Source organism: Pseudomonas sp. Eth.TT006, assembly GCF_054456575.1.
Genome location: NZ_JBTJEN010000002.1, coordinates 191,279 through 217,056 on the forward strand (window position 1 = coordinate 191,279; position 25,778 = coordinate 217,056).

A 25,778-nucleotide genomic window follows, 5' to 3' on the forward strand; every position below is an offset into this window, starting at 1 on the left:
GGTGGCAGTCCGCAAAGAAACGCCGCCATGATAACCAGTCGGGGGCCGCTTGTCCGGCCCGGTCGCTCGATGACCCCAGCCGAAAGCAGAATTTGAGTGGAGATGAGCATGAGTGCAGTTCAAAGCGTCGGCCCGCAGGCATTGCCGGCACTGCAGGAACAGGTCGAGCAGATCATCGCCGAAGCCAGGCGTCAGGGCGCCAGTGCCTGCGAAGTCGCGGTGTCGCTGGAGCAGGGGTTGTCGACGTCGGTGCGCCAGCGCGAAGTCGAAACGGTCGAATTCAATCGCGATCAGGGCTTTGGCATCACTTTGTATGTTGGCCAGCGCAAAGGCTCGGCTAGCACCTCCGCCACCGGTCCTGATGCGATTCGCGAAACCGTTGCCGCCGCATTGGCGATCGCCAAACATACCTCCGAAGACGAAGCCTCGGGTTTGGCCGATGCCGCGCTGATGGCTCGGGATATTCAGGATTTCGACCTGTTCCACGAATGGGACATCACCCCGGAGCAGGCCATCGAGAAGGCCTTGCTCTGTGAGGCGGCCGCGTTCGACGCCGATGCGCGGATCAAGAATGCCGACGGTACGACGTTGAGCACCCATCAGGGCTGCCGCGTGTATGGCAACAGTCATGGTTTCATCGGCGGTTATGCGTCGACCCGGCACAGCTTGAGCTGCGTGATGATCGCCGAGGCCGACGGCCAGATGCAGCGCGATTACTGGTATGACGTCAATCGCCAGGGCAGTCTGCTGGCGGACCCGGTGAGCATCGGCCAGCGTGCTGCGCAACGGGCGGCGAGCCGTCTGGGCGCGCGTCCGGTGCCGACCTGCGAAGTCCCTGTGCTGTTTTCTGCCGAGCTGGCGGGTGGATTGTTCGGCAGCTTCCTGTCGGCGGTGTCGGGCGGCAGTCTGTACCGCAAATCGTCGTTCCTCGAAGGCACTTTGGGCCAGATGCTATTCCCGGAATGGCTGACCATCGATGAACGCCCGCACTTGATGCGCGCCATGGGCAGTGCGTCCTACGACGGGGATGGCCTGGCCACGTACGCCAAGCCGTTCGTCGAAAAAGGCGAATTGGTGTCGTACATTCTCGGCACCTACTCCGGGCGCAAGCTCGGTATGCCGAGCACCGCCAACGCCGGCGGCGTGCATAACCTGTTCGTCACCCACGGTGATGAGGACCAGGCAGGGCTGCTCAAGCGCATGGGCCGTGGCTTGTTGGTTACGGAGTTGATGGGGCATGGCCTGAACATGGTCACCGGCGATTATTCGCGCGGAGCGGCGGGTTTCTGGGTCGAGAACGGTGAAATCCAGTTCGCGGTGCAGGAAGTGACCATCGCCGGCAATATGCGCGACATGTTCAAGCAAATCGTTGCGGTCGGTAATGACCTGGAACTGCGCAGCAACATTCGCACAGGCTCGGTGCTGATCGAGCGGATGACTGTCGCAGGTAGTTAAGCCCAAGCGGCCACAAAAAAAGACGCGCCACCCAGCCGGGTTGCGCGCCTTTTTTATGCCTGCTCTGTAGGAGCTGCCGAAGGCTGCGATCTTTTGACCCTGGCTGTCAGCCACCTTCATCGAAATAGTTGTTGATCAACTTCACCAAAGCGTCCAGCGCTTCCTGTTCCTGATGGCCTTCGGTGCTCAGATAGATCTTCGTGCCCTTGCCGGCGGCCAGCATCATCATCGCCATGATGCTTTTGCCGTCCACCGTGGTCTCCGGCGTACGCCCTACCCTGATCGTGCAATCCGGGAACTGGCCCGCCACGCCAACGAACTTGGCCGACGCACGGGCATGCAAGCCCAGTTTGTTGATGATTTCGATTTCCAGAGCAGGCATCGCGGTGTGAATCCTTTAAGTGAGGTCGCGGTGGCGAACCTGGACGTTCTTCAGGGTTTTCTGCAGGGCCTGACCCAGGCGTTCGGTCAGGTAAACGGAGCGGTGGTGCCCGCCGGTGCAGCCGATGGCAATGGTGACATAGGCGCGGTTGCTCGCGGCGAAGCGCGGCAGCCATTTATTCAGATAGCCGAAGATGTCCTGATACATCTCTTCAACTTCCGGTTGCGCCGCCAGGTACTCGGCAACCGGCGCATCCAGACCGGATTGCGCGCGCAGTTCCGGCTTCCAGTAGGGGTTGGGCAGGCAACGGACGTCGAACACCAGGTCGGCATCCACCGGCATGCCACGCTTGAAGCCGAACGACTCGACCAGAAAGGCCGTGCCCGGCTCCGGCTGATTCAGCAGGCGTAGCTTGATGGTGTCACGCAACTGGTACAGGTTCAGGTTAGTGGTGTTGACCTTGAGGTCGGCCAGGTCGGCGATCGGGCCGAGCAGGGCGGTTTCGTCTTGAATGGCTTCGGCCAGCGAGCGGTTGGCGGTGCTTAACGGGTGGCGTCGACGGGTTTCCGAGAAGCGCTTGAGCAGGGTTTCGTCATCCGCATCCAGATAGAGCACGTCGCACTGGATGTGGCGGCCGCGCACTTCTTCCAATAGCTCGGGGAAGCGCGACAGATGGCTCGGCAGGTTGCGCGCATCGATCGAAACGGCGACCAGCGGCTGGGCCAGTTCAGTGTGGACCAAGGCGCGTTCGGCCAGCTCCGGCAACAGGCCGGCAGGCAGGTTGTCGATGCAGTAGTAACCACTGTCCTCAAGGACATCCAGTGCCGTACTTTTACCTGAGCCGGATCGGCCACTGACGATGATCAAACGCATGATTACTGCCCGTTTTGCTCGTCCACTACAACCTGGTACAAGGCTTCGTTGCTCGAAGCACTGCGCAATTTATCGCGCACATCCTTGCGATCCAGCATGCTGGCGATCTGGCGCAGCAACTCCAGGTGCGCATCGGTCGCGGCTTCCGGGACCAGCAATACAAACAGCAGGTCAACGGGAGCGCCGTCGATGGCGTCGAAATCGATAGGGGCTTCAAGGTGCATCAGCGCGCTGATGGGCGACTGGCAACCCTTGAGGCGACAGTGGGGAATGGCGATGCCGTTGCCGAAACCGGTGGAGCCGAGTTTCTCACGGGCGATCAGCGCTTCGAAGACATCCTGCATCTCCAGATCCGGCACTTCGCGGGCGATCAGGTTGGCAATCTGTTCGAGGGCTTTCTTTTTACTGCCGCCCGGCACGTTCACCAAGGAACGGCCGGGGGTCAGGATACTTTCAAGTCGAATCATGGGTTGGGGGTGTTAACGACCGGTTGCGCCCTGGAGGAGGCTCTGGGTCTTTTCCTTATGCTTTTTGAGTTGGCGATCCAGCTTGTCGGTCAATGAGTCGATCGCAGCGTACATGTCGGTATCTTCTGCGTTGGCGACCACTTCGCTGCCGGGTATATGCAAGGTGGCTTCAATTTTCTGCTTGAGCTTTTCGACACACATCGTGACCTGCACGTTGGTGATCTTGTCGAAATGGCGCTCCAGTCGCTGGAGTTTTTCCTCGATGTAGGAACGCAGAGGTGGGGTCACTTCCAGTTGGTGTCCACTGATGTTGACTTGCATACAGCTTCTCCTTCGTTGCCAGTGCATAAAGCGGCAGGCCGGATAGCCTGCCACTGGAACGCTGTAACGTGGCTTACATCAACCGCTTGCGTTCGCTCGAAGGCGCGATCCCGAGGGATTCGCGGTACTTGGCGACGGTGCGGCGAGCCACCTGAATGCCTTGTGCCTCCAGTAAACCAGCGATCTTGCTGTCGCTCAATGGCTTTTTCTGATTTTCCGCCGCCACCAGTTTTTTGATGATCGCGCGGATCGCCGTGGACGAGCATTCGCCGCCTTCGGAGGTGCTGACGTGGCTGGAGAAAAAGTATTTCAGTTCATAAATACCGCGCGGGGTATGCATGAATTTCTGCGTGGTGACCCGGGAAATCGTCGACTCGTGCATGCCGACCGCTTCGGCGATGTCGTGCAGGACCAGCGGTTTCATCGCTTCGTCACCGTACTCCAGGAAGCCGCGCTGGTGCTCGACGATCTGGGTGGCGACTTTCATCAGTGTTTCGTTGCGGCTTTGCAGGCTCTTGATGAACCAGCGCGCCTCCTGCAGCTGATTGCGCATGAAGGTGTTGTCGGCGCTGGTGTCGGCGCGGCGCACGAAGCCGGCGTACTGGGCGTTGACCCGCAGGCGTGGCACCGATTCCTGGTTCAACTCGACCAGCCAGCGCTCGTTGTCCTTGCGCACGATGACGTCAGGCACGACGTATTCGGCTTCGCTCGACTCGATCTGTGAACCGGGGCGTGGATTGAGGCTCTGCACCAGTTCGATGACCTGGCGCAGTTCATCTTCCTTGAGCTTCATGCGCCGCATCAGCTGGCTGTAGTCGCGGCTGCCGAGCAGGTCGATGTAATCGCTGACCAGACGCTTGGCCTCGTTCAGCCAAGGGGTCTTGACCGGCAATTGACGCAGCTGCAGCAGCAGGCATTCGCCGAGGTTGCGCGCGCCGATGCCGGCCGGTTCGAATTGCTGGATGCGGTGCAGGACGGCCTCGATCTCGTCCAGCTCGATGTCGAGCTCCGGATCAAAGGCGTCGAGAATTTCTTCGAGGGTTTCGTCGAGGTAGCCCTGATTGTTGATGCAATCGATCAGGGTCACGGCGATCAGGCGATCGGTGTCAGACATCGGCGCCAGGTTCAGTTGCCACAGCAGATGGCTTTGCAGGCTTTCCCCGGCGGAGGTGCGGGTGGTGAAGTCCCACTCGTCGTCATCGCTGCTGGGCAGGCTACTGGCGCTGGTCTGGTAGACGTCTTCCCAGGCGGTATCGACGGGCAACTCGTTGGGGATGCGCTCGTTCCATTCACCATCTTCCAGGTTATCCACCGTAGGCGCGGCAGTTTCCTGATAGGACGGTTCCTGAATCTCGGTATTGGGTTTTTGCTCGGCGTTGTCGGCCAGAGGATCGGAATTGTCGAAGTCGTCGCCGTCTTCCTGGCGTTCGAGCATCGGATTGGATTCCAGGGCCTCCTGGATTTCCTGTTGCAGGTCCAGTGTGGACAATTGGAGCAGGCGGATGGCCTGTTGCAGCTGCGGTGTCATCGTCAGCTGCTGGCCCATTCTCAAGACTAGCGATGGTTTCATGGCAGGGGCTTAACACCTTATTCGCCGGCGCGCATGCGCCATCCACTACAGGGCGCCGGAGCGCCAAACTTAAGCAAATTATATGCCTGAAACTGTCGTGTTTGCCTAGAGCGCCGTAACAATAAAAGCGTAAAAAACAGCTTCAGCATGACAGCGCCCGCAGGGCAGGCCGAATGCGCTCTGGGTTCAGAGACGGAACTCGTGGCCCAGATACACTTCCTTCACCAGATCGTTGGCAAGGATGGTCGCAGCATCACCTTCGGCGATCAATTGACCGTCGTTGACGATGTACGCGGTTTCACAGATATCCAGCGTCTCACGAACGTTGTGGTCGGTGATCAGTACACCGATGCCCTTGGCCTTGAGGTGGTGGATGATCTGCTTGATGTCGCCGACCGAGATCGGGTCGACACCGGCGAACGGTTCGTCGAGCAGGATGAATTTCGGTGCGGTGGCCAGGGCGCGAGCGATTTCCACCCGGCGGCGCTCACCACCAGACAGGCTCATGCCCAGGTTGTCGCGGATGTGGCTGATGTGGAATTCCTGCAGCAGGCTTTCCAGTTCCTTGCGACGACCGGCCTTGTCGAGTTCCGCGCGGGTCTCGAGGATGGCCATGATGTTGTCGGCCACCGACAGTTTGCGGAAGATCGACGCTTCTTGCGGCAGATAGCCGATCCCGGCCTTGGCGCGGCCGTGCATCGGCTGGTGGCTGACGTCCAGGTCGTCGATCAGTACGCGGCCCTGATCGGCCTGCACCAGACCGACGATCATATAGAAGCAGGTGGTCTTGCCGGCGCCGTTCGGGCCAAGCAGGCCGACGATCTGGCCGCTGTCGATCGACAGGCTGACGTCACGCACGACCTGGCGGCTTTTATAGGCCTTGGCCAGGTGCTGGGCTTTCAGGGTTGCCATTACTGAGGATTCCCTTCGGTTTTCTTCTTCGGCTGGATCACCATGTCGATACGCGGACGCGCTTCGGTGACCTTGCTGCCGGTGGCGCGACCGGCGCTCGCCAGTTTCTTCACCGTGTCATAGACGATTTTCTCGCCCTGAGTGGTGTTGTTGTCCTTGTCGACAACCTTGGCCTTGTCGATCAGCACGACGCGGTTTTGTGCGGCGTGGTACTGGATCGTCACGCCCCAGCCCTGTACTGGCTTGGTGTCACCCTGGGTCTGCAACTGCTCGAAGTAAGCCAGGTTGCCGACCGAGGTCACGACATCAATGTCGCCGGTCGGGGTGCGGGTGATGGTCACCGTGTTGCCTTTAACGATCATCGAGCCCTGAGTGATGATCACGTCGCCCTTATAAGTGGCAACGCCATTCTTGTCGTCCAGCTGGGCGTCGTCGGCCTGAATGCGGATAGGTTGCTGCTGATCGTTCGGCAGAGCCCAGGCGCTCACGCTTCCCAGTGCTGCGCCCAGACTGAGCAAAATAGGGAGGGTTTTAACGAGCCTCATACTGTCCTCTTACGTTCGATTGCAGGTGTATCCTGCTGTCCTTCAAATACGCCTTCATTCCCACGCCAGTCGATACACCGCCAGCGCCGTCGATTCTAACGGGTTGCTCGGTCTGCGCATATTGCTGCTGAGGGAACACCGTCATGCGTGTGCTGGTGATCAGGGTGTCGCGGTTCTTTTCATCGGTGCGCTTGATGCGTACCGAGTCGATCAGTTCGACCTGAGTGCCGTCCGGATTGACTTCACCGCGCTCGCTGGTCACGTGCCACGGGAATTCGGTACCGCGGAACATGTTCAGGTCGGGCTTGGTGACCAGGGTCACGTCCGTCGCCTTCAGGTGCTCGGCCTTGTCCGAGGTCATCTCGTACTGCAGCTTGCCGTCCGGAAGGTACTGCAGGGTATGGGTGTTGGTGGCGTACCAGTCGATGGCCGTGTCTTCGACCTTGACCGCAGGTTTGTCGAGGAAACGTTCCGGACTGATGTTCCAGTAGCCGACGGCCGCGAACATCGCCGCGATACAGCCGAACAGCAGGAAGTTGCGAAATTTTTTGCTAAACATGATTTGGCTCACAGGTACGCGGCGTTGGCCGCATCAAGGCGGCCCTGGGCGCGCAGGATCAATTCGCAGAATTCGCGGGCGGCGCCTTCGCCACCACGGGCCCGGGTCACGCCATGGGCGTGTTCACGGACGAAATCGGCAGCGTTGGCGACGGCCATGCCCAGACCCACGCGGCGGATCACCGGCAGGTCTGGCAAATCGTCACCGAGGTAGGCGACCTGTTCATAGCTTAGGCCCAGTTGCGCCAGAAGGCCGTCCAGAACCACCAATTTGTCCTCGCGCCCCTGAAACAGGTGTGGGATCCCGAGGTTCTTCGCCCGCCGCTCGACCACCGGGGTCTTGCGGCCGCTGATGATCGCAGTTTCGACGCCAGCATTCATCAGCATCTTGATGCCCTGGCCGTCGAGGGTGTTGAAGGTCTTGAATTCGCTGCCGTCTTCAAGGAAGTACAGACGCCCGTCGGTGAGGACGCCGTCGACGTCGAATACCGCGAGTTTGATCGCTTTGCCGCGCTGCAGCAGATCGGTGGTCATTACATCACTCCTGCACGCAGCAGATCGGAAAGGTTGAAGGCGCCGATCGGGCGGTCTTCTTCGTCCACGACAACCAGTGCGTTGATTCGGTGGTCTTCCATGATTTTCAGCGCTTCGGCGGCGAGCATCTCGGGGCGTGCGGTTTTGCCGTGCGCGGTCATGACCTGGTCGATGGTGGCGCTGCGGATGTCGATGCTGCGGTCCAGCGTGCGGCGCAGGTCGCCGTCGGTGAAGATCCCGGCCAGTTTGCCGTCGGCTTCAATAATAGCGGTCATGCCCAGGCCCTTGCGGGTCATTTCCATGAGCGCGTCCTTGAGCAGGGTGCCACGTTGCACTTGCGGCAGCTCTTGGCCGGCGTGCATGACGTTCTCGACTTTCAGCAGCAGGCGTCGACCCAGTGCACCGCCCGGATGGGAGAAAGCAAAATCTTCAGCAGTGAAGCCACGGGCTTCCAGCAGTGCTACGGCGAGGGCATCGCCCATCACCAGCGCCGCGGTAGTAGAAGACGTCGGCGCCAGATTCAGCGGGCAGGCTTCGTGCTCGACATGCACATTGAGGTTGACTTCGGCGGCCTTGGCCAACGGTGACTGCGGATTGCCGGTTACGCTGATCAACTGGATGCCCAGGCGTTTGATCAGCGGCAGCAGGGTGACGATTTCGTTGGTCGAGCCGGAGTTGGACAGGGCGAGGATCACGTCGTCGCGGGTGATCATGCCCATGTCGCCATGACTGGCTTCGGCCGGATGCACGAAAAACGCCGGGGTGCCGGTGCTGGCCAGGGTCGCGGCAATCTTGTTGCCAACGTGCCCGGACTTGCCCATGCCGACTACAACCACACGGCCTTTGCTGGCCAGAATCATCTCGCAAGCGCGTACGAAATCGGCGTCGATATGGGGCAACAAGCCTTGTACGGCTTCCACTTCGAGGCGGATGGTGCGTTGTGCCGATTGAATCAGGTCGCTGGTTTGGCTCATGTCAGAAATCGTATAGCCCGATGAAAAGGCGGCGATTATAGCGGTTATGTTGCAAAGCCTCACGCAAGTTCGTCGTGCTTTGTCATTCCTCGTCACCAAAAGCCTGAAAAAGTGCTGGCGGGCCTGTCATATCGCTGAACACAAGAGGGCAGGGGCCTTGGGCGCTTGGCGTTTGCAGTGATATAGTTCGCCGCCAGTTCGGCCCGCCCGGGAGTACGTGCTTTTCAAGGAAAGCCAGGCGTCCGAGTGAGAGGCTGCATCGCAAGGAGTTTAGATGAGTGCCGATAACGCCTACGCGGTCGAGCTGAAGGGAGTCTCCTTCAAGCGCGGTGCGCGCAGCATTTTCAATAACGTCGATATTCGCATCCCGCGCGGCAAGGTCACCGGCATCATGGGGCCTTCCGGGTGTGGCAAAACCACACTGCTGCGCTTGATGGGGGCGCAATTGCGTCCTTCCAGCGGGGAAGTCTGGGTCAACGGTCAGAACCTGCCGGCGCTGTCGCGCAGCGATCTGTTCGATGCGCGAAAGCACATGGGCGTGCTGTTTCAGAGCGGCGCGCTGTTTACCGATCTCGATGTCTTCGAGAACGTCGCTTTCCCCCTGCGTGTTCATACCCAGTTGCCGGACGAAATGATCCGCGACATCGTCCTGCTCAAATTGCAGGCGGTCGGTCTGCGGGGCGCAATCGAATTGATGCCCGACGAGCTTTCGGGCGGCATGAAGCGTCGCGTCGCCCTGGCTCGGGCGATTGCGCTCGACCCGCAGATTCTCATGTATGACGAGCCGTTTGTCGGTCAGGACCCGATCGCCATGGGTGTGCTGGTCCGCCTGATCCGTCTGCTCAACGATGCGCTGGGCATCACCAGCATCGTGGTTTCCCACGATCTGGCCGAGACCGCGAGCATTGCTGACTACATCTATGTAGTAGGCGATGGTCAGGTCTTGGGGCAGGGCACGCCGGATGAGTTGATGAACTCGGATGAACCGCGTATTCGCCAGTTCATGACCGGCAACCCCGATGGCCCGGTGCCGTACCATTTTCCAGCGACGGATTACCGCGCAGATCTTCTGGGGAAGCGCTGATGCGCAGAATTTCATTGATAGAGCGCGTGCGCCGCTTCGGCGAGGCGGCGATCGACGCCGTGGCGGTGTTCGGCCGCGCGACGTTGTTCCTGTTTCACGCCTTGCTCGGTCGCGGCGGCATCAGCGGCGGGTTTGGCCTGCTGGTCAAACAGCTGCATTCGGTTGGCGTGATGTCGCTGGTGATCATCGTCGTGTCGGGGATTTTCATCGGCATGGTGCTGGCGCTGCAGGGCTTCAGTATCTTGTCGAGCTACGGTTCGGAGCAGGCGGTGGGGCAGATGGTCGCCCTGACCTTGCTGCGCGAACTGGGGCCGGTGGTCACTGCGCTGCTGTTTGCCGGGCGTGCCGGTTCGGCGCTGACCGCCGAAATCGGCAACATGAAGTCCACCGAACAGCTTTCCAGCCTGGAAATGATCGGCGTCGATCCGCTCAAGTACATCATTGCCCCGCGCCTGTGGGCCGGTTTCATTTCCCTGCCGGTGCTGGCGATGATTTTCAGCGTGGTGGGGATCTGGGGCGGTTCGTGGGTGGCTGTCGACTGGCTTGGCGTGTATGACGGCTCGTACTGGGCCAACATGCAGAACAGCGTGAACTTCAGCAGCGATGTGCTCAACGGCGTGATCAAGAGTATCGTTTTCGCCTTTGTCGTGACCTGGATCGCCGTATTTCAAGGCTATGACTGTGAGCCCACTTCCGAGGGCATCAGTCGCGCCACCACCAAGACCGTGGTATTCGCCTCGCTGGCGGTACTGGGCCTGGACTTTATTCTGACCGCTTTGATGTTTGGAGATTTCTGATGCAAAACCGCACCCTGGAAATCGGTGTCGGCCTGTTCCTGCTGGCAGGGATCCTGGCTTTGTTGCTGCTGGCTCTGCGAGTCAGCGGCCTGTCTCCGACTTCGACCACCGACACCTATAAGCTGTATGCCTATTTCGACAACATCGCCGGTTTGACTGTCAGAGCCAAAGTGACCATGGCCGGCGTGACCATCGGCAAGGTCACGGCCATCGATCTGGATCGCGACAGCTTCACCGGTCGGGTCACCCTGCAAGTGGATAAAAAGGTCGACAACCTGCCGACCGACTCCACAGCGTCTATCCTGACCGCTGGCCTGCTGGGCGAGAAGTACATCGGTATCAGCGTGGGCGGGGAAGACACCCGCCTGAAGGATGGCGGAACCATCCACGACACGCAGTCGTCTCTGGTACTGGAAGACCTGATCGGTAAATTCCTGCTCAATACCGTTAGCAAAGACGCCAAATGAGGAGCTTTTGAATGATCTCTACCTTGCGACGTGGCCTGTTGGTGTTGCTTGCGGCACTGCCGATGCTGGCCAACGCTGCGCCCGGACAGTCGGCGCACGATCTGATTCAGGACACCACCAACCGGATGCTGGCTGACCTGTCGGCCAATAAAGAGAAATACAAGCAGGATCCGCAGGACTTTTACGCGGCGCTGAACAACATCGTCGGTCCGGTGGTGGATGCCGAAGGCATTTCCAAAAGCATCATGACCGTGAAGTATTCGCGCAAGGCTACGCCTGCGCAGATGCAGACTTTCCAAGAGAACTTCAAGCGCGGCTTGTTTCAGTTCTACGGCAACGCCTTGCTCGAGTACAACAATCAGGGCATCACCGTTGATCCGGCCAAGGACGAGTCGGGCGATCGCACCAGCGTCGGCATGACCGTCAAGGGCAACAACGGCGCGGTCTATCCTGTGCAGTACACGCTGGAGAAGATCAACGGCGAGTGGAAGCTGCGCAACGTGATCATCAACGGCATCAACATCGGCAAGCTGTTCCGTGACCAGTTCGCCGATGCGATGCAGCGCAATGGCAATAACCTGGACAAGACGATTAACAATTGGGCTGGCGAGGTCGAAAAGGCCAAGGCGTCCACCGAGAAGCCAGCGCAATGAACGAGGCGGCAGTTCGTATGAGTGATGTCGACGAGCTACTGCTCAGCGGCGTGCTGGACTACCGCACAGGTCCCGACCTGCGCAAGGAAGGCCAGGCGCTGATCAAGTCCAGCAAGGCGGCATCGCTGGTGATCGATTGCTCGGCAGTCAAGAAGTCCAGCAGCGTCGGCTTGTCCCTGCTGCTGTGCTTCATGCGCGATGCCCAGGCGGCCGGCAAGGCCGTCAGCATCCGTGCGATGCCGGAAGACATGCGCGAAATCGCTCAGGTCAGTGAACTGACCGAGTTGCTGGCGCACCCCTGAACCCGCATCTATGAAGAAGCCCCCCGTCAGAGTCCTGCCAATGCGGGGTTCGCAGGCGCGGGGCTTTTTTGTATGATGTCCGACCCGTGCGCACAGGGCGCCGATTGAGGTTGAGCATGCAGGCCGTAGAAGTGAAGAGCTTCCTTGAAGGGAAGTTGCCAGGAACGCAGGTGGAAGTTGAAGGCGAAGGCTGCAACTTTCAGCTGAACGTGATTAGCGATGAACTGGCAGCGTTAAGCCCGGTCAAGCGTCAGCAGAGCATCTATGCCCATTTGAACCCATGGATCGCCGATGGCAGCATCCACGCGGTCACTATGAAATTTTTCAGCAGCGCGGCCTGGGCCGAGCGCACCTGAGCCCAAGGGCGTCGAGATTCTTATGGATAAATTGATTATTACCGGTGGCGCTCGTCTTGATGGCGAGATCCGCATTTCCGGGGCAAAGAACTCTGCCCTGCCGATCCTGGCTGCCACCCTGCTGTGCGATGGCCCGGTGACCGTTGGCAACCTGCCGCACCTGCACGACATCACCACCATGATCGAGCTGTTCGGTCGCATGGGCATTGAGCCGGTGATCGACGAGAAGCTCAGCGTCGAAATCGACCCGCGCACCATCAAGACCCTGATTGCTCCGTACGAGCTGGTGAAAACCATGCGTGCGTCGATTCTGGTACTGGGCCCGATGGTCGCGCGTTTCGGTGAAGCCGAAGTGGCGCTGCCTGGCGGTTGCGCCATCGGTTCGCGTCCGGTGGATCTGCACATCCGTGGCCTCGAAGCCATGGGCGCAGTGATCGACGTCGAAGGCGGCTACATCAAGGCCAAGGCGCCGGAAGGCGGCCTGCGCGGTGCCCACTTCTTCTTCGATACCGTCAGTGTGACCGGTACCGAGAACATCATGATGGCGGCTGCCCTGGCCAAGGGCCGCAGCGTTCTGCAGAACGCTGCGCGCGAGCCGGAGGTCGTCGACCTGGCGAACTTCCTCAACGCCATGGGCGCCAAGGTCTCCGGCGCCGGTACCGATACCATCACCATCGACGGCGTCGAGCGTCTGGGTTCGTGCTTCTACAAAGTCATGCCTGACCGTATCGAAACCGGCACCTACCTGGTGGCCGCAGCGGTCACCGGTGGCCGCGTGAAGGTCAAGGACACCGATCCGACCATTCTCGAAGCGGTTCTGGACAAGCTTCGTGAGTCCGGTGCCGAAATCACCACCGGTGAAGACTGGATCGAGCTGAACATGCACGGCAAACGCGCGAAAGCGGTCAACATCCGCACCGCTCCGTACCCGGCATTCCCGACCGACATGCAAGCGCAGTTCATCTCGCTCAACGCCGTAGCTGAAGGCACTGGCGCCGTGATCGAGACGATCTTCGAAAACCGCTTCATGCACGTCTACGAGCTGCACCGCATGGGCGCCAAGATCCAGGTCGAGGGCAACACCGCCATCGTCACCGGTACCGAAGTGCTCAAAGGCGCGCCAGTGATGGCGACCGACCTGCGGGCCTCGGCCAGTCTGGTGATCTCGGCCCTGGTGGCCGAAGGCGATACCCTGATCGACCGCATCTACCACATAGACCGTGGTTACGAGTGCATCGAAGAAAAACTGCAGATGCTGGGCGCCAAGATCCGTCGCGTTCCGGGCTGATCGGTTGTTGTATGGGCGCAGGGAGGCGCCCGCTGAATTCGTTTCGAGTCGAGGGTTGTCTTTCCACAGGCAGCCCTCGATGTGTGTCCGGCGCCGCTTGCGACCGGACATGAGTACCTTGATAAGGACTGACGTTTCCCATGTTGACCATTGCACTGTCCAAGGGCCGCATCCTTGACGACACCCTGCCGCTTCTCGCTGAGGCGGGCATCGTGCCGACCGAGAATCCGGACAAGAGCCGCAAACTGATCATCCCTACCACTCAGGATGACGTACGCCTGCTGATCGTGCGTGCCACTGACGTGCCGACTTATGTCGAGCATGGCGCGGCCGACCTCGGTGTCGCCGGTAAAGACGTGTTGATGGAATACACCGGCCAGGGCCTGTACGAGCCGCTGGATCTGCAGATTGCCCAGTGCAAGCTGATGACCGCCGGCAAGATCGGCGCGCCCGAGCCCAAGGGCCGTCTGCGCGTGGCGACCAAGTTCGTCAACGTCGCCAAGCGCTACTATGCCGAGCAGGGCCGTCAGGTCGATATCATCAAGCTGTACGGCTCGATGGAGCTGGCGCCGCTGATCGGTCTGGCCGACAAGATCATCGACGTGGTCGACACCGGCAACACCCTGCGCGCCAATGGCCTGGAGCCCCAGGAACTGATCGCCACGATCAGCTCGCGTCTGGTGGTCAACAAGGCTTCGATGAAAATGCAACACGCCCGAATCCAGGCGTTGATCGATACCCTGCGCAACGCAGTGGAATCGCGACACCGCGGCTGATGTACCTGCGCGACCTCAGGTCGCGCCCGTCTATCCGCCTCATAGCCAGAATCTCAGGTGCCCAAGCGGAACGACTGCTAAGTTAGGGCGCCTGAGTTTTTGCCATTCCTATGAGGCTCTCGCTATGACCGCACCGACTGCAATTCGCCGACTCAACGCTGCTGACCCGGATTTCGCGCATCATCTGGATCATCTGCTGAGCTGGGAAAGTGTGTCTGACGACTCGGTCAATCAGCGCGTGCTGGACATCATCAAGGCGGTGCGCGAGCGCGGTGACGCGGCGCTGGTCGAGTTCACCCAGAAGTTCGACGGCCTCGAAGTGGCCTCGATGGCTGACCTGATCCTGCCGCGCGAGCGCCTGGAACTGGCCCTGACCCGTATCACCGTGGCGCAGCGTGAAGCGCTGGAAAAAGCCGCGGCGCGGGTGCGCAGCTACCACGAAAAACAGAAGCAGGATTCCTGGAGCTACACCGAGGCTGACGGCACCGTACTCGGTCAGAAGGTCACGCCGCTGGATCGCGCCGGCCTGTACGTGCCGGGCGGCAAGGCGTCGTATCCGTCGTCGGTGTTGATGAACGCGATTCCGGCCAAGGTCGCCGGGGTGGCCGAGGTGGTCATGGTCGTGCCGACCCCGCGAGGCGAAATCAATGAGCTGGTGCTGGCAGCGGCCTGCATCGCCGGGGTTGACCGGGTGTTCACCATCGGCGGCGCGCAAGCGGTTGCCGCGCTGGCTTATGGCACCGAAAGCGTGCCGCAAGTGGACAAGGTGGTCGGCCCGGGCAACATCTATGTCGCCACCGCCAAGCGCCACGTGTTTGGTCAGGTCGGCATCGACATGATCGCCGGCCCGTCGGAAATCCTTGTGGTGTGCGACGGCCAGACCGATCCGGACTGGATCGCCATGGACCTGTTCTCCCAGGCTGAACACGACGAAGACGCTCAGGCGATTCTGGTCAGCCCTGATGCCGAATTCCTCGACAAGGTCGCGGCGAGTATCGACAAACTGCTGCCGACCATGGACCGCGCGACCATCATCGAAACCTCGATCAACGGCCGCGGCGCGTTGATCCACGTGCGCGACATGGCACAAGCCATCGAAGTCGCCAACCGCATCGCCCCGGAGCACTTGGAATTGTCGGTGGCCGACCCGCAGGCCTGGCTGCCGCAGATCCGTCACGCAGGCGCGATCTTCATGGGCCGTCACACTTCCGAAGCGCTGGGCGATTACTGCGCCGGCCCGAACCACGTGCTGCCAACTTCCGGCACCGCGCGTTTCTCTTCGCCGCTGGGTGTGTATGACTTCCAGAAACGGTCGTCGATCATTTTCTGCTCCGAAACCGGTGCGTCCGAGTTGGGCAAGACTGCGTCGGTACTGGCCCGTGGCGAATCCCTCAGCGCGCACGCACGCAGCGCCGAATACCGCATCAAGGACGCAGACTTTCTGCAAGGGCAGGGGGAATAAGCATGAGTAAATTCTGGAGCCCGTTCGTCAAGAATCTGGTGCCGTATGTGCCGGGCGAACAGCCGAAGCTGACCCGACTGGTCAAGCTCAACACCAACGAAAACCCTTACGGCCCGTCGCCCAAAGCGCTGGCGGCGATGCAGGCCGAGCTCAACGACAACCTGCGTCTGTACCCGGACCCGAACAGTGATCTGCTGAAAAATGCCGTGGCCAACTACTACGGCGTGCAGAGCAATCAGGTGTTCCTCGGCAACGGTTCGGACGAAGTGCTGGCCCATGTTTTTCATGGCTTGTTGCAACACGACAAGCCGCTGCTGTTTCCGGACATCAGCTACAGCTTCTATCCGGTTTACGCCGGGCTGTACGGTATTGCGTTCGATGCGGTGCCGCTGGACGCGCACTTCCAGATCAACCCGGCGGACTACGCTAAACCCAATGGCGGGATCATTTTCCCCAACCCGAACGCCCCGACCGGCTGCCTGCTGGCGCTGGACGCGGTCGAGCAGATCCTCAAGGCCAACCCGGATTCCGTGGTGGTGGTGGATGAGGCTTACATCGACTTTGGCGGCGAAACCGCGATCAGTCTGGTGGACCGTTATCCGAACCTGCTGGTCACGCAGACGCTGTCCAAGTCACGCTCGCTGGCCGGTCTGCGCGTCGGTCTGGCGGTGGGGCATGCGGATCTGATCGAGGCGCTGGAGCGGATCAAGAACAGCTTCAACTCCTATCCGCTGGATCGTCTGGCCAATGTCGGCGCGGCGGCGGCGTTCGAAGACCGCGAGTACTTTGACAAGACCTGCCGGCTGGTGATCGAGAGCCGTGAGTGGGTGGTCGCGCAGTTGCAGGCCAAGGGCTTTGAGGTGCTGCCGTCGGCGGCGAACTTCATCTTCGCCCGTCACCCGCAACATGACGCGGCGGGTCTGGCGGCCAAGCTGCGGGAGCAGGGCGTGATCGTGCGCCACTTCAAACAGGAGCGGATTGCCCAGTTCCTGCGGATTTCGATCGGCACACCGGAGCAGAACCAGGCGCTGATCGACGGCCTCGGCGAGTTGTAGGACGCCGCTAAACCTGTGGGAGCGGGCTTGCTCGCGAAAGCGGCTTTCCATTCGACACTCATGTTGAATGTGACGGCCTATTCGCGAGCAAGCTCGCTCCCACAAGGTTTTATCGGCTTACTCTTCTTCTTTCACCGGCGCCGGTGGCGGCCGCAGGCCGATTTCCGCAGTGAGCTTCAGCTCCTTGCCGTTGCGCATCACCTGAATCGTCACCTTGTCGGTCGGTTTGATCCGCGCCACCTGGTTCATCGACTTGCGGCCATCGCCGGCCGGTTCGCCATCGATGCTCAGAATCACGTCACCCAGTTGCAGCCCGGCCTTTTGCGCCGGACCGTCGCGGAAGATCCCCGCCACCACAATTCCCGGACGCCCGGACAAGCCAAACGACTCGGCCAGTTCCTGGGTCAGCGGCTGTACTTCAATACCCAGCCAGCCACGAATCACCTGACCATGCTCGATGATCGACTTCATCACTTCCATCGCCAGTTTCACCGGGATCGCGAAGCCGATGCCCTGCGAGCCGCCGGACTTGGAGAAGATCGCCGTGTTGATCCCGGTGAGGTTGCCGTTGGCATCGACCAGGGCGCCGCCGGAGTTGCCCGGGTTGATCGCCGCGTCGGTCTGGATGAAGTCTTCGTAGTTGTTCAGGCCCAACTGATTACGCCCGGTGGCACTGATGATGCCCATGGTCACGGTCTGGCCGACCCCGAACGGGTTGCCGATAGCCAGGGCGACGTCGCCGATACGGATACTGTCGGAGCGGCCGACGGTGATTGCCGGGAGGTTCTTCAAGTCGATCTTCAGCACCGCGAGGTCGGTTTCCGGGTCACTGCCGATCACTCGGGCGAGGGTTTCGCGACCGTCCTTGAGGGCGACCACGATCTGATCGGCGCCGCTGGTCACGTGGTTGTTGGTCAGGATGTAGCCTTCCGGGCTCATGATCACGCCGGAACCGAGGCTCGATTCCATGCGTTTCTGCTTCGGCGAGTTGTCACCGAAGAAGCGCCGGAACTGCGGATCTTCAAACAGCGGGTGCGCGGGTTTGTTGATGACCTTGGTGGTGTAGAGGTTGACCACCGATGGCGCGGCGATGACCACGGCGTCGGCATAGGACACCGGCCCCTGCTGCACGCTGGTGGTTTGCGGGGCCTGTTGCAGGTTGACGTCGAGGCTCGGAAGCCCGACCCACTGCGGGTAACGCTGAATAATCAACAGAGCGATAAGCACACCGGCCAACAACGGCCAGCCGAAAAAACGCAGCGCCTTGAGCATTAAGCACGTCCTGGAAAAGTTGCAGGCGGGGGCAGACCGCCCATAATGTCGCGCATTATACGAGGCCGCGCGCGCCTCTGAACGGGATTTTCAGGAGTCTTTCATGGCAGTCGCCCTCAGCACCCTCGTCGAAGAAGCCGACCGTTACCTTGGCAGTGCAAAAATTGCCGATTATTGCCCCAATGGCCTGCAGGTCGAAGGCCGCCCGCAAGTGATGCGCATCGTCAGTGGCGTCACCGCCAGTCAGGCCTTGCTCGACGCTGCAGTGGAGGCTGAAGCCGATCTGATCCTGGTGCATCACGGCTATTTCTGGAAAGGCGAGAACCCGTGCATCACCGGGATGAAGCAGCGGCGCCTGAAGACGCTTCTCAAGCACGACATCAGTCTGCTCGCCTATCACCTGCCGCTGGACCTGCATCCGGACGTTGGCAATAACGTGCAACTGGCGCGGCAACTGGACATCACCGTCGAAGGGCCGCTGGATCCGGACAACCTGAAAATCGTCGGTCTGGTCGGTTCATTGAACGAGCCGATGACCCCGCGTGACTTTGCGCGCAAAGTGCAGGACGTCATGGGCCGCGAGCCGTTGCTGGTTGAAGGCAGCACAATGATCCGCCGGGTCGGCTGGTGCACCGGTGGCGGCCAGGGCTATATCGATCAGGGTGTGGCGGCGGGTGTCGATCTGTTCCTCAGCGGCGAGGCCTCCGAGCAGACCTTCCACAGTGCTCGCGAGAACGACATCAGCTTCATCGCCGCCGGTCACCACGCCACCGAGCGCTACGGCGTGCAGGCGCTGGGCGATTATCTGGCCAAGCGCTTTGCCCTGGAACACATCTTCATCGATTGCCCCAACCCGATCTGACTACCACTATCTCCCCCTGTAGGAGCTGCCGCAGGCTGCGATCTTTTGACTTTGTCTTTTTAAAAGCCAGATCAAAAGATCGCAGCCTTCGGCAGCTCCTACAGGGGATCGCCCAAACGGGCAGGCATATTCATATGCCCTTTCGTTCTAGCTGGCGCGCTGATTAGAAGAATGGCGCTGTGCTAGGATTCCCCGCTCGAACACGGCCCGCTGGCCGTTCATAAGAAAGCTTTCGTGAGTAGCCATGGTCGACAAACTGACGCATCTGAAACAGCTGGAGGCGGAAAGCATCCACATCATCCGCGAGGTGGCCGCCGAGTTCGACAACCCGGTGATGCTGTACTCCATCGGTAAAGACTCCGCCGTGATGCTGCACCTGGCACGCAAGGCGTTCTTCCCGGGCAAACTGCCGTTTCCGGTGATGCACGTCGACACCCGCTGGAAATTCCAGGAGATGTACAAGTTCCGCGACAAGATGGTCGAGGAGCTGGGCCTGGACCTGATCACCCACATCAACCCCGATGGCGTGGCGCAGAACATCAACCCGTTCACCCACGGCAGCGCCAAGCACACCGACATCATGAAAACCGAAGGCCTGAAACAGGCACTCGACAAGCATGGTTTCGACGCAGCTTTCGGCGGTGCCCGTCGCGATGAAGAGAAATCCCGTGCCAAAGAGCGCGTGTACTCGTTCCGCGACAGCAAGCACCGCTGGGACCCGAAGAACCAGCGTCCGGAACTGTGGAACGTCTACAACGGCAAGGTCAACAAGGGCGAGTCCATCCGTGTGTTCCCGTTGTCGAACTGGACCGAGCTGGACATCTGGCAGTACATCTATCTTGAAGGCATCCCGATCGTGCCGCTGTACTTCGCCGCCGAGCGTGAAGTGATCGAGAAGAACGGCACGCTGATCATGATCGACGACGAGCGCATCCTCGAACACCTGTCCGACGAGGACAAGGCGCGCATCGTCAAAAAGAAAGTGCGTTTCCGTACCCTTGGCTGCTACCCGTTGACGGGCGCGGTGGAGTCCGAGGCTGAAAGCCTCACGGACATCATTCAGGAAATGCTCCTGACGCGAACTTCCGAGCGCCAGGGCCGAGTCATCGACCACGATGGCGCAGGCTCGATGGAAGACAAAAAACGTCAAGGGTACTTTTAAGCTTCGAGTTACAAGCGGCAAGCTGCAAGTTAAAGGCGGTATGCGTAACTTAGCGGTTTGGTGCTTGCGGCCGGTTGCTGCGAGCCGGAATCGGATGACTCGTAATGGATTTCGAGAAGCTGGTTGTTTGGCAGCGAAGCAAATGTCTGGCGGTGGGGATTTTTAGAGAGTTTGCGCGATGCGGGGATTTTGGATTCAAGGATCAGATCACCCGCTCTGCACTGTCAGTGCCTTCCAATATTGCTGAAGGCATGGAGCGTCGGAGTTGCAAAGAAAAGGTCCACTTTCTTTGGATTGCGAAGGCTTCTTGCGGAGAGTTGCGAACCCAAATCCTGATAGGCCGGGATATCGCTTACATCGCAGAGCCGTTGGCTGAGAATTGGATTATGGAAACCCGAGAGCTTTCTGGAATGCTGGTCGGGTTGATCAACAAAATTTCTGACTAGCTGTACGCCGACAAGCTTGCCGCTTGAAGCTTACAGCTTGGAGCTTGAATGCAATGAGCCACGCATCTGATTTGATCAGCGAGGACATCCTCGCCTACCTGGGCCAGCACGAGCGTAAAGAGCTGCTGCGCTTTTTGACCTGCGGTAACGTCGATGACGGCAAGAGCACCCTGATCGGGCGCCTGCTGCACGACTCCAAGATGATCTACGAAGATCACCTGGAAGCCATCACCCGCGACTCGAAGAAAGTCGGCACCACCGGCGAAGACATCGACCTGGCGCTGCTGGTCGACGGCCTGCAGGCCGAGCGTGAGCAGGGCATCACCATTGATGTTGCTTACCGCTATTTCTCCACCGCCAAACGCAAATTCATCATCGCCGACACCCCCGGCCATGAGCAGTACACCCGCAACATGGCCACCGGTGCGTCCACCTGTGACCTGGCGATCATTTTGGTCGACGCGCGTTACGGCGTGCAGACCCAGACCCGTCGCCACAGCTTTATCGCCTCGTTGCTGGGCATCAAGCACATCGTTGTCGCCATCAACAAGATGGATCTCAAGGACTTCGATGAAGGCGTGTTCGAGTCGATCAAGGCCGACTACCTGAAGTTCGCCGAAGGCTTGAAGATGAAGCCGACCAGCATGCACTTCGTGCCGATGTCCGCCCTCAAGGGCGACAACGTGGTGAACAAGTCCGAGCGCTCGCCGTGGTACACCGGTCAGTCGCTGATGGAAATCCTCGAGACCGTGGAAGTGGCGGGTGACCGCAACTTCACCGACCTGCGTTTCCCGGTACAGTACGTCAACCGTCCGAACCTGAACTTCCGCGGCTTCGCCGGCACCCTGGCCAGTGGCGTCGTCAAGAAGGGCGATGAAGTTGTGGTGCTGCCGTCGGGCAAGAGCAGCCGCGTGAAGTCCATCGTCACCTTCGAAGGTGAACTGGAGCACGCCGGCCCGGGTCAAGCGGTGACGCTGACCATGGAAGACGAAATCGACATCTCCCGTGGCGATCTGCTGGTACATGCCGACAACGTGCCGCCGGTCACCGACAGTTTCGAAGCGATGCTGGTGTGGATGGCCGAAGAGCCGATGCTGCCGGGCAAGAAGTACGACATCAAACGCGCCACCAGTTACGTGCCGGGCTCGATTGCCAGCATCGTCAACAAGGTCGATGTGAACACCCTCGAAGAAGGCCCGGCGAGCGCGTTGCAGCTCAACGAAATCGGCAAGGTGAAGATCGCGCTCGACGCGCCGATCGCCCTCGACGGTTACGACAGCAACCGCACCACTGGCGCGTTCATCATCATTGATCGCCTGACCAACGGCACCGTTGGCGCCGGGATGATCGTCGCGCAACCTGTGGCTCACGGTACTGCCTCGCACCACGGCAAACTGGCGCACGTGGCCACCGAAGAGCGCGCTCTGCGTTTCGGCCAGCAACCGGCAACCGTGCTGTTCAGCGGCCTGTCCGGCGCGGGCAAAAGCACATTGGCCTACGCGGTTGAACGCAAGCTGTTCGACATGGGTCGTGCGGTGTTTGTGCTTGATGGACAGAACCTGCGTCATGACCTTAATAAAGGTCTGCCGCAGGATCGTGCCGGCCGTACCGAGAACTGGCGTCGTGCCGCACACGTGGCGCGGCAGTTCAACGAAGCCGGTCTGCTGACCCTGGCGGCGTTCGTTGCGCCAAGCGCGGAAGGTCGCGAGCAGGCCAAAGACCTGATCGGCAAGGAGCGTCTGCTGACCGTTTACGTACAGGCCTCACCGGCCGTGTGCGCCGAGCGTGATCCGCAAGGGCTGTATGCCGCCGGTGGCGACAACATTCCGGGCGAATCCTTCCCGTACGACGTGCCGCTGAACGCTGATCTGGTGATCGACACCCAGTCGCTGTCGCTGGAAGAAAGCGTCAAGCAAGTGCTGGATCTGCTGCGCAAGCGTGGGGCGATCTAAGCGATAACGCAGCGACAGGCTTTCAGCTTCAAGCTGCAAGAAAAAGCCCGCCGATGAGCAATCATCGGCGGGCTTTTTTATTTCGCGCCAACTCGGTCAAAAACTGTAGGAGCGGGCTTGCTCGCGAAAGCGGTGGATCAGTCGGCATCAGTGCTCAATGACACACCGCTTTCGCGAGCAAGCCCGCTCCCACATCAGCTCCCTGTTGAATACACAATTGTGTTCAGCGCAGATCAACCTCGGGTTAGCGCTGACCTGGATACTCGCGGTGCATCTGTTCCAGCAACGCATCCTTGTCCTGCCACAGGTGATTGATCCAGCCCTGAAACTGCAGGCGGTACTCGCCGTCCTGATCGTAGTTCTTGCCAATGAAGGCCGGCGGAATCTTCAGCTCTTCGAAATGCACCACTACATCGCGCACATTGCCGCACAACAGATCCCAGAAGCCCGGACGCCCGCCGGGATAATGGATGGTCACGTTGACGATCGATTCCAGCTGTTCACCCATCGCATCCAGCACGAACGCAATGCCGCCGGCCTTGGGTTTGAGCAGGTATTTGAACGGCGATTGCTGCTGCGCATGCTTGCCTTCGGTGAAGCGCGTGCCTTCGACGAAGTTGAAAATCCCCACCGGATTGTCACGAAACTTCGCACAGGTCTTGCGCGTGGTTTCCAGGTCCTTGCCCTTCTTTTCCGGGTGCTTTTCCAGATAGGCCTTGGAGTAGCGCTTCATGAACGGAAAGCCCAGCGCCCACCACGCCAGACCGATCACCGGAACCCAGATCAGTTCCTGTTTGAGGAAGAACTTCAGCGGCTGGATCTTGCGGTTGAGCACATATTGCAGCACCAGAATATCGACCCAGCTCTGGTGGTTGCTGGTGATCAGGTACGAGTGCTGGTAGTCCAGACCTTGCAGGCCGCTGATGTGCCAGCGCGTGCGGCGTACCAGGTTCATCCAGCCTTTGTTGTTGCTGATCCACGCTTCGTGGGTGTGGCTCATCAGCCACAATGAGGCACGTCGGGCGAGGTCGAACGGCAGCACTTTGATCAGCGCCACACAGAACAGAAACGAACACAGCAGAATCGTGTTCAGCGCCAACAATAACGAGGCGATCACACCGCGCAGCGGGGCAGGAAGAAAGTCCAGCATTTACACATCCATAGGTCGGTTGGCGGCTTGAATCGCAGTCAGCGCGATGGTGTAGACGATGTCATCGACTTGCGCACCGCGCGGCAGATCGTTCACCGGTTTGCGCAGGCCTTGCAGCATCGGGCCGAGGCTGACGCAGTCGGCGCTGCGTTGCACGGCCTTGTGCGTGGTGTTGCCGGTGTTCAGGTCGGGGAACACGAACACTGTGGCGCGACCGGCCACCTGGCTGTTCGGCGCCAGTTGCCGAGCCACGGTTTCATTGGCGGCGGCGTCGTATTGCAGCGGGCCGTCGATCAGCAGCGAATGCTGTTGCTCGTGGGCGAGCAGGGTGGCTTCGCGGACTTTCTCGACTTCCTCGCCGCTGGCGGAATCGCCGCTGGAGTAGCTGATCATCGCCACGCGCGGGGTGATGCCGAACGCCGCTGCCGAGTCGGCGCTCTGCAGGGCGATCTCGGCCAGTTCTGCGGCACTCGGGTGCGGGTTCATCACGCAGTCACCGTAGACCAGCACTTCTTCGGGAAACAGCATGAAGAACACCGACGACACCAGCGTGCAGCCCGGTGCGGTCTTGATCAGTTGCAGCGCCGGTCGGATGGTGTTGGCGGTGGTGTTGATCACTCCGGAGACCAGACCGTCGACTTCGTCCAGCGCCAGCATCATGGTGCCGATCACCACGGTGTCTTCCAGCTGCTGTTCGGCCATCGGCGCGTTGAGACTTTTGCTCTTGCGCAAAGCGACCATCGGCTCGATGTAGCGCTCGCGAATCAGGTCCGGGTCGAGGATTTCCAGGCCCGGCGGCAACTCGATGCCCTGAGCGCGGGCCACGGCTTCGACGTCCTCGGGTTTGGCCAGCAACACGCAACGGGCGATCCCGCGCTCCTGACAGATCGCCGCCGCCTGCACGGTAAGCGGCTCGCTGCCTTCGGGCAGGACGATGCGCTTGTTCGCCGACTGCGCCCGTTGAATCAACTGATAGCGGAACACCGCTGGCGACAGGCGCATTTCCCGCGGCGTGCCGCAACGCTGGTGCAGCCACCGGGCATCGAGATGGCTGGCGACGAAATCGGTGATGATCTCCGCACGCTCGCGGTCATCGATGGGGATTTCCTTGTTCAGGCCGTTGAGCAGATTGGCGGTGTCATAGGAGCCGGTGCTCACCGACAACACCGGCAAACCGGCCTGCAACGCGCCACGGCACAAATCCATGATGCGCGGATCGGGCAGGGTGTCGCTGGTCAGCAACAGCCCGGCCAGCGGCACGCCATTGAGCGCTGCGAGGCTGACCGCGAGGATGATGTCGTCGCGGTCGCCCGGGGTCACCACCAGCACGCCGGGCTTGAGCAGCTCCACGGTGTTGCGCATGGTCCGCGCGCAAATGATGATCTTGCTCATGCGCCGGGTTTCGTAGTCGCCGGCGTTGAGCACCTGCGCGCCCATCAGGTCGGCGACGTCGCGGGTGCGCGGTGCGTTGAGTTCCGGCTGGAACGGAATGCAGCCGAGCAGGCGGAAATCACCGCTGCGCAATAGCGGCGAATGCTCCTTCAGACGCGTGGCGAAGGCGTCCATGCTCTCTTCGGTCTTGACCTTGTTGAGGATTACCCCGAGGACTTTCGGATCTTTCGGGCCACCGAACAACTGCGCCTGCAATTCGACGCGGCCAGACAGTTCGGCGAGCACTTCGTTTTCCGGCGCCGAGACCAGAATCACCTCGGCATCCAGGCTCTTCGCCAGGTGCAGGTTGACCCGCGCGGCGTAACTCGCGCTGCGGGTTGGCACCATGCCTTCGACCACCAGCACGTCTTTGCCGATCGCGGCTTGCTGATACAGGGCGATAATTTCTTCAAGCAGTTCATCGAGCTGACCGTCGCCCAGCATGCGCTCGACGTGGGCCAGGCCCAAGGGTTGCGGCGGTTTCAGGCCGTGGGTGCGCGCCACCAGTTCGGTGGAGCGCTCAGGGCCGGTGTCGCCCGGATGCGGCTGGGCAATCGGTTTGAAGAAGCCGACTTTCAGTCCGGCCCGCTCCAGCGTACGCACCAGCCCGAGGCTGATGGAGGTCAGACCCACACCAAAATCGGTGGGCGCGATAAAAAAAGTTTGCATGCG

28 protein-coding genes are annotated in these 25,778 nt (G+C 60.4%); 15 read left to right on the top strand and 13 right to left on the bottom strand.

Going from position 1 to position 25,778, the window contains the following annotated elements; all coding sequences use genetic code 11:
• The first annotated feature begins 108 nt into the window (after positions 1-108).
• Entirely contained in the window at positions 109-1,455 is a 1,347-nt protein-coding gene (pmbA, locus tag ACXR0M_RS04005; protein ID WP_458830132.1) for a metalloprotease PmbA, read from the top strand.
• Between the two features lie 106 nt (positions 1,456-1,561).
• Here pmbA and ACXR0M_RS04010 read toward each other — a convergent pair whose 3' ends face one another.
• The 10 genes from ACXR0M_RS04010 to ACXR0M_RS04055 all read right to left on the bottom strand — a co-directional run bounded on the left by ACXR0M_RS04010 (position 1,562) and on the right by ACXR0M_RS04055 (position 8,591).
• The gene (locus tag ACXR0M_RS04010; protein WP_041072841.1) at positions 1,562-1,837 is read right to left on the bottom strand and encodes an HPr family phosphocarrier protein; all 276 of its coding nucleotides are present in this window, start codon (positions 1,835-1,837) and stop codon (positions 1,562-1,564) included.
• 15 nt (positions 1,838-1,852) lie between these two features.
• Positions 1,853-2,710: an RNase adapter RapZ gene (gene rapZ / locus ACXR0M_RS04015; RefSeq protein ID WP_458830134.1), complete on the bottom strand. Its 858-nt coding sequence runs from the start codon at positions 2,708-2,710 to the stop codon at positions 1,853-1,855.
• Positions 2,711-2,712: 2 nt separating this feature from the next.
• The gene (ptsN, locus tag ACXR0M_RS04020; RefSeq protein ID WP_158961096.1) at positions 2,713-3,177 is read right to left on the bottom strand and encodes a PTS IIA-like nitrogen regulatory protein PtsN; all 465 of its coding nucleotides are present in this window, start codon (positions 3,175-3,177) and stop codon (positions 2,713-2,715) included.
• Positions 3,178-3,189: 12 nt separating this feature from the next.
• Positions 3,190-3,498, bottom strand: coding sequence for a ribosome hibernation-promoting factor, HPF/YfiA family (gene hpf, locus ACXR0M_RS04025; RefSeq protein ID WP_458830137.1), 309 nt, complete (start codon positions 3,496-3,498; stop codon positions 3,190-3,192).
• A 73-nt stretch (positions 3,499-3,571) separates the two neighbouring features.
• Entirely contained in the window at positions 3,572-5,068 is a 1,497-nt protein-coding gene (locus tag ACXR0M_RS04030) for an RNA polymerase factor sigma-54 (protein WP_458830139.1), read from the bottom strand.
• Positions 5,069-5,254: 186 nt separating this feature from the next.
• A complete protein-coding gene (lptB, locus tag ACXR0M_RS04035; RefSeq protein ID WP_003221693.1) occupies positions 5,255-5,980 on the bottom strand; it encodes an LPS export ABC transporter ATP-binding protein in 726 nt (241 codons plus the stop codon).
• Positions 5,980-6,525, bottom strand: coding sequence for a lipopolysaccharide transport periplasmic protein LptA (lptA, locus tag ACXR0M_RS04040; protein ID WP_458830141.1), 546 nt, complete (start codon positions 6,523-6,525; stop codon positions 5,980-5,982). Before lptA ends, lptB begins: the two co-directional genes overlap by 1 nt.
• A complete protein-coding gene (lptC, locus tag ACXR0M_RS04045; protein ID WP_458830143.1) occupies positions 6,512-7,084 on the bottom strand; it encodes an LPS export ABC transporter periplasmic protein LptC in 573 nt (190 codons plus the stop codon). Before lptC ends, lptA begins: the two co-directional genes overlap by 14 nt.
• An 8-nt stretch (positions 7,085-7,092) precedes the next feature.
• Positions 7,093-7,617, bottom strand: coding sequence for a KdsC family phosphatase (locus ACXR0M_RS04050; RefSeq protein ID WP_007967216.1), 525 nt, complete (start codon positions 7,615-7,617; stop codon positions 7,093-7,095).
• Complete coding sequence (locus ACXR0M_RS04055) at positions 7,617-8,591, bottom strand: KpsF/GutQ family sugar-phosphate isomerase (protein WP_458830145.1); 975 nt, start codon at positions 8,589-8,591, stop codon at positions 7,617-7,619. The genes ACXR0M_RS04050 and ACXR0M_RS04055 overlap by 1 nt, the downstream gene beginning before the upstream one ends.
• A 274-nt stretch (positions 8,592-8,865) precedes the next feature.
• Between ACXR0M_RS04055 and ACXR0M_RS04060 the strand changes: the two genes are divergently transcribed.
• The 10 genes from ACXR0M_RS04060 (at position 8,866) to hisC (ending at position 16,831) form a co-directional block, all read left to right on the top strand.
• Complete coding sequence (locus ACXR0M_RS04060) at positions 8,866-9,675, top strand: ATP-binding cassette domain-containing protein (RefSeq protein WP_458830147.1); 810 nt, start codon at positions 8,866-8,868, stop codon at positions 9,673-9,675.
• The gene (gene mlaE / locus ACXR0M_RS04065; RefSeq protein WP_458830149.1) at positions 9,675-10,472 is read left to right on the top strand and encodes a lipid asymmetry maintenance ABC transporter permease subunit MlaE; all 798 of its coding nucleotides are present in this window, start codon (positions 9,675-9,677) and stop codon (positions 10,470-10,472) included. The genes ACXR0M_RS04060 and mlaE overlap by 1 nt, the downstream gene beginning before the upstream one ends.
• Positions 10,472-10,939, top strand: coding sequence for an outer membrane lipid asymmetry maintenance protein MlaD (mlaD, locus tag ACXR0M_RS04070; protein ID WP_007967220.1), 468 nt, complete (start codon positions 10,472-10,474; stop codon positions 10,937-10,939). Before mlaE ends, mlaD begins: the two co-directional genes overlap by 1 nt.
• Before the next feature lie 11 nt (positions 10,940-10,950).
• On the top strand, positions 10,951-11,592 hold the full coding sequence (locus ACXR0M_RS04075; RefSeq protein ID WP_458830152.1) for an MlaC/ttg2D family ABC transporter substrate-binding protein: 642 nt from the start codon (positions 10,951-10,953) through the stop codon (positions 11,590-11,592).
• On the top strand, positions 11,589-11,894 hold the full coding sequence (locus ACXR0M_RS04080) for an STAS domain-containing protein (RefSeq protein ID WP_027610853.1): 306 nt from the start codon (positions 11,589-11,591) through the stop codon (positions 11,892-11,894). The genes ACXR0M_RS04075 and ACXR0M_RS04080 overlap by 4 nt, the downstream gene beginning before the upstream one ends.
• 116 nt (positions 11,895-12,010) lie before the next feature.
• Positions 12,011-12,250 (top strand): BolA family protein, encoded by a 240-nt coding sequence (locus ACXR0M_RS04085; protein ID WP_007953556.1) that lies wholly within the window; start codon positions 12,011-12,013, stop codon positions 12,248-12,250.
• A gap of 22 nt (positions 12,251-12,272) precedes the next feature.
• Positions 12,273-13,538: a UDP-N-acetylglucosamine 1-carboxyvinyltransferase gene (gene murA / locus ACXR0M_RS04090; protein ID WP_458830155.1), complete on the top strand. Its 1,266-nt coding sequence runs from the start codon at positions 12,273-12,275 to the stop codon at positions 13,536-13,538.
• Positions 13,539-13,678: 140 nt separating this feature from the next.
• The gene (hisG, locus tag ACXR0M_RS04095) at positions 13,679-14,314 is read left to right on the top strand and encodes an ATP phosphoribosyltransferase (RefSeq protein WP_007912384.1); all 636 of its coding nucleotides are present in this window, start codon (positions 13,679-13,681) and stop codon (positions 14,312-14,314) included.
• Positions 14,315-14,438: 124 nt separating this feature from the next.
• Complete coding sequence (hisD, locus tag ACXR0M_RS04100; RefSeq protein WP_458830158.1) at positions 14,439-15,776, top strand: histidinol dehydrogenase; 1,338 nt, start codon at positions 14,439-14,441, stop codon at positions 15,774-15,776.
• Positions 15,777-15,778: 2 nt separating this feature from the next.
• Entirely contained in the window at positions 15,779-16,831 is a 1,053-nt protein-coding gene (gene hisC / locus ACXR0M_RS04105; RefSeq protein WP_458830159.1) for a histidinol-phosphate transaminase, read from the top strand.
• Positions 16,832-16,948: 117 nt separating this feature from the next.
• Here the strand turns inward: hisC and algW are convergent, their stop codons facing one another.
• Complete coding sequence (algW, locus tag ACXR0M_RS04110; protein WP_458830161.1) at positions 16,949-18,103, bottom strand: Do family serine endopeptidase AlgW; 1,155 nt, start codon at positions 18,101-18,103, stop codon at positions 16,949-16,951.
• Between the two features lie 103 nt (positions 18,104-18,206).
• On the opposite strand from algW, the gene ACXR0M_RS04115 reads away from it, so the two are divergent.
• The 4 genes from ACXR0M_RS04115 (at position 18,207) to cysN (ending at position 22,525) form a co-directional block, all read left to right on the top strand.
• On the top strand, positions 18,207-18,965 hold the full coding sequence (locus tag ACXR0M_RS04115) for a Nif3-like dinuclear metal center hexameric protein (RefSeq protein WP_458830164.1): 759 nt from the start codon (positions 18,207-18,209) through the stop codon (positions 18,963-18,965).
• A gap of 244 nt (positions 18,966-19,209) precedes the next feature.
• Complete coding sequence (cysD, locus tag ACXR0M_RS04120) at positions 19,210-20,127, top strand: sulfate adenylyltransferase subunit CysD (RefSeq protein ID WP_007912374.1); 918 nt, start codon at positions 19,210-19,212, stop codon at positions 20,125-20,127.
• A gap of 104 nt (positions 20,128-20,231) precedes the next feature.
• Positions 20,232-20,573 carry a four helix bundle protein gene (locus ACXR0M_RS04125; RefSeq protein ID WP_458830166.1) on the top strand — a complete coding sequence of 114 codons (342 nt, stop codon included), beginning with the start codon at positions 20,232-20,234 and terminating at the stop codon, positions 20,571-20,573.
• 53 nt (positions 20,574-20,626) lie between these two features.
• Entirely contained in the window at positions 20,627-22,525 is a 1,899-nt protein-coding gene (gene cysN, locus ACXR0M_RS04130) for a sulfate adenylyltransferase subunit CysN (protein WP_458830168.1), read from the top strand.
• A 244-nt stretch (positions 22,526-22,769) separates the two neighbouring features.
• Here cysN and ACXR0M_RS04135 read toward each other — a convergent pair whose 3' ends face one another.
• Positions 22,770-23,675, bottom strand: coding sequence for an acyltransferase (locus tag ACXR0M_RS04135; RefSeq protein WP_458830170.1), 906 nt, complete (start codon positions 23,673-23,675; stop codon positions 22,770-22,772).
• Complete coding sequence (gene pta, locus ACXR0M_RS04140; protein WP_458830172.1) at positions 23,676-25,775, bottom strand: phosphate acetyltransferase; 2,100 nt, start codon at positions 25,773-25,775, stop codon at positions 23,676-23,678.
• Positions 25,776-25,778 lie beyond the last annotated feature (3 nt).